Source organism: Caulobacter sp. D5 (genome assembly GCF_003185805.1).
Taxonomy (GTDB): Bacteria; Pseudomonadota; Alphaproteobacteria; order Caulobacterales; family Caulobacteraceae; genus Caulobacter.
The window spans coordinates 1-2,761 of record NZ_QHJY01000550.1 but is presented as its reverse complement, the minus strand read 5'-3'; the positions used below and the strand labels follow the sequence as shown (position 1 = coordinate 2,761).

4 protein-coding genes are annotated in these 2,761 nt (G+C 68.6%); 1 reads left to right on the top strand and 3 read right to left on the bottom strand.

Translation table 11 applies throughout. The annotated features are described in order from the left end of the window. A partial coding sequence (locus DMC18_RS25100; protein WP_110133424.1) for a DUF2155 domain-containing protein occupies positions 1–461 on the top strand: 461 nt, incomplete at its 5' end. On the opposite strand, the gene aat is transcribed toward DMC18_RS25100, so the two are convergent. The 3 genes from aat to accB all read right to left on the bottom strand — a co-directional run. Then, positions 398–1,051: a leucyl/phenylalanyl-tRNA--protein transferase gene (gene aat / locus DMC18_RS25095; protein ID WP_110117913.1), complete on the bottom strand. Its 654-nt coding sequence runs from the start codon at positions 1,049–1,051 to the stop codon at positions 398–400. The two genes, DMC18_RS25100 and aat, sit on opposite strands and share 64 nt — an antisense overlap. A gap of 71 nt (positions 1,052–1,122) precedes the next feature. Further along, positions 1,123–2,466, bottom strand: a complete 1,344-nt coding sequence (gene accC / locus DMC18_RS25090; RefSeq protein WP_110117914.1) for an acetyl-CoA carboxylase biotin carboxylase subunit — start codon at positions 2,464–2,466, stop codon at positions 1,123–1,125. Between the two features lie 5 nt (positions 2,467–2,471). After that, a partial coding sequence (accB, locus tag DMC18_RS25085) for an acetyl-CoA carboxylase biotin carboxyl carrier protein (RefSeq protein WP_110133423.1) occupies positions 2,472–2,761 on the bottom strand: 290 nt, incomplete at its 5' end.

Here is a 2,761-nt window from a genome sequence, read left to right as displayed (position 1 = left end):
CGACCAACGCCGCGCCGCCGCCCGAGCCTTCGCCGCCGCCGGCTGCCGAGCCGGTTCCGGCCAAGCCGGTGGCCCAGACCCCCGCCAAGCCCGCCGAACCCGCCAAGCGCGGCCGCTATGGCGTGGCGATCATCCAGGCGCTGGACAAGGTCACGACCGAGACCATGCGCTTCGAGGTCCCGGTGGGGCAGCCGATCCGCTACAAGACCCTGGTCTTCACCGTGCGGGCCTGCGAGGCCACGGCTTCGGACGAGGTCGCGCCGGACCAGATCGCCTACGTCACCATCGATACTCAGCCGAAAGCCCTGCCAGGACGCGCCGCGCCGGCCGGACGGCAAGTGTTCAAGGGCTGGATGTACGCCAGTTCCCCGGGCCTGAACCCGCTGGAGCACCCGGTCTATGACGCCTGGCTGATCGCCTGCAAGACGTCGACGCCGGTCGCCGAAGGCCCCAGCAAGTAGAAATCCGCCTGCGCCGAGAGCGCCTTGGACAGCCGCCGCTTGTAGTCGGCGCGGGAGATCTCCTGCGTGCCGAACTGCGCCAGGTGATCGGTGATGAACTGGGTGTCGAGCAGCTTGTAGCCGCCGACCAGCAGCCGGCCGACCAGATGCACCAGCGCCACCTTGCTGGCGTCGCGGGTGGTCGAGAACATGCTCTCGCCGAAGAAGGCCGCGCCCAGCGAGACGCCGTAGAGCCCTCCGACCAGCTGCCCGTCCTGCCAGCACTCGACGCTGTGGGCGCGGCCGGCGGCGTAGAGCATGCCGTACATCTTCTGGATCGGGGCGTTGATCCAGGTCTCCAGCCGGCCGGGACGCGAGGAGGCGCAGGCCTCGACCACGGCGTCGAAGGCGGTGTCGACGCGGACCTCGAACGGCTCGCCGCGCACGGTGCGGGCGAGACGACGCGGCACATGCATGGCCTCGAGGGGCAGCACGCCGCGCCATTGCGGGTCGATGAGGAAGAGGCGCTCGTCATGGCGAGCGTCGGCCATGGGGAAGACGCCGCGTTCGTAGCAGGCGACGAGGTCGTCGAGGCCGAAGGCGTCGTCCATGGGTGGTTCAGTCGATCCTGACATCTTTCGCCGGCTCCCGGTGCTCGGGAGCCGGCGAAGACATTAAGGCCTCAGCCCTGCGACTTGATCCAGCGTTCCAGCCAGTGGATGTCGTAGTCGCCGGCCAGGATGTCGGGCTGCACCAGGAGATCCTGGAACAGCGGGATCGTGGTCTCGATGCCGCCGACGACCATTTCGCCCAGGCAGCGCTTGAGGCGCGCGATGCATTCCTCGCGGTCGCGGCCGTGGACGATCAGCTTGCCGATCAGGCTGTCGTAGTAGGGCGGGATCGAATAGCCGGTGTAGATCGCCGAATCCAACCTGACGCCAAGTCCGCCCGGCGCGTGGAAGTCCGTCACCGTGCCCGGCGAGGGCGTGAAGGTGCGGGCGTTCTCGGCGTTGATGCGGCACTCGATGGCGTGGCCTTCGAACACGACGTCGTCCTGGGTGAACGACAGCGGCAGGCCCGCGGCGATGCGGATCTGCTCGCGCACCAGGTCGATGCCGGTGATGGCTTCGGTGACCGGGTGCTCCACCTGCAGGCGGGTGTTCATCTCGATGAAGAAGAACTCGTCGTTCTCCCACAGGAACTCGATGGTGCCGACGCCGAGATAGCCGATGGCCTTCACGGCATCGACGACGATCTTGCCGATCTTGGCGCGACCTTCGGCCGACAGGGCCGGCGAGGGGGCTTCTTCCAGCACCTTCTGGTGGCGGCGCTGCAGCGAGCAGTCGCGCTCGCCCAGATGCACCACGTTGCCGTGGCTGTCGGCGATGACCTGCAGCTCGATGTGACGCGGCTTCTGGAGGTAGCGCTCCATGTAGACCGTGTCGTCGCCGAAGGCGGCGCGGGCTTCGGCGCGGGCCGTCGAGACGGCTTCGGCGAGGTCCTCACGGGTCTGGGCGACCTTCATGCCGCGACCGCCGCCGCCGGCGGCGGCCTTGATCAGCACGGGGAAGCCGATCTTGTCGGCGGCCTCGAAGGCCTCTTCCTCGGTCGAGACGCCGCCGTCAGAGCCGGGAACGACCGGAATGCCGGCGTCCTTCACGGCCTGCTTGGCGGTGATCTTGTCGCCCATCATCCGGATGTGCTCGGGCTTGGGACCAATGAAGGTGAAGCCGTGCGCGCCGACGATCTCGGCGAAGCGGGCGTTCTCCGACAGGAAGCCGTAGCCCGGGTGGATCCCCTGCGCGCCGGTGATCTCGGCCGCGGCGATGATCGACGGGATGTTGAGGTAGCTCTTGGCGGCGGGGGCGGGGCCGATGCAGACGCTTTCGTCGGCCAGGCGCACCCACATCGAGTTGGAGTCGGCCTCGGAGTGGACCGCCACGGTGGCAATGCCCATTTCCTTGCAGGCGCGGTGAACCCGGAGCGCGATCTCGCCCCGGTTCGCGATGAGGATCTTGTCGAACATCGCGCTTACTCGATGATGACCAGCGGCTCGCCGAACTCGACCGGCTGGGCGTCGCTGATCAGGATCTCGACGACCTTGCCGCCCTTGGGCGCGGCGATCGGGTTCATGGTCTTCATGGCTTCGACGATCAGCAGGGTCTGACCGGCGTTTACGGTGTCGCCGACCTTGATGAAGGCGTCGGCGCCCGGCTGGGGCGAGAGATAGGCGGTGCCGACCATCGGCGACTTCACGGCGTCGCCACGGGCGGCGGCCGGGGCCGGAGCGGCGGCTTCGGCGGCGGGCGCGGCGACCGGGG

Coding starts and splice junctions, on each gene's coding strand:
- accC (WP_110117914.1), bottom strand. CDS start 2,466: ATGTTCGACAAGATCCTCATCGCGAACCGGGGCGAGATCGCGCTCCGG.
- aat (WP_110117913.1), bottom strand. CDS start 1,051: ATGGACGACGCCTTCGGCCTCGACGACCTCGTCGCCTGCTACGAACGC.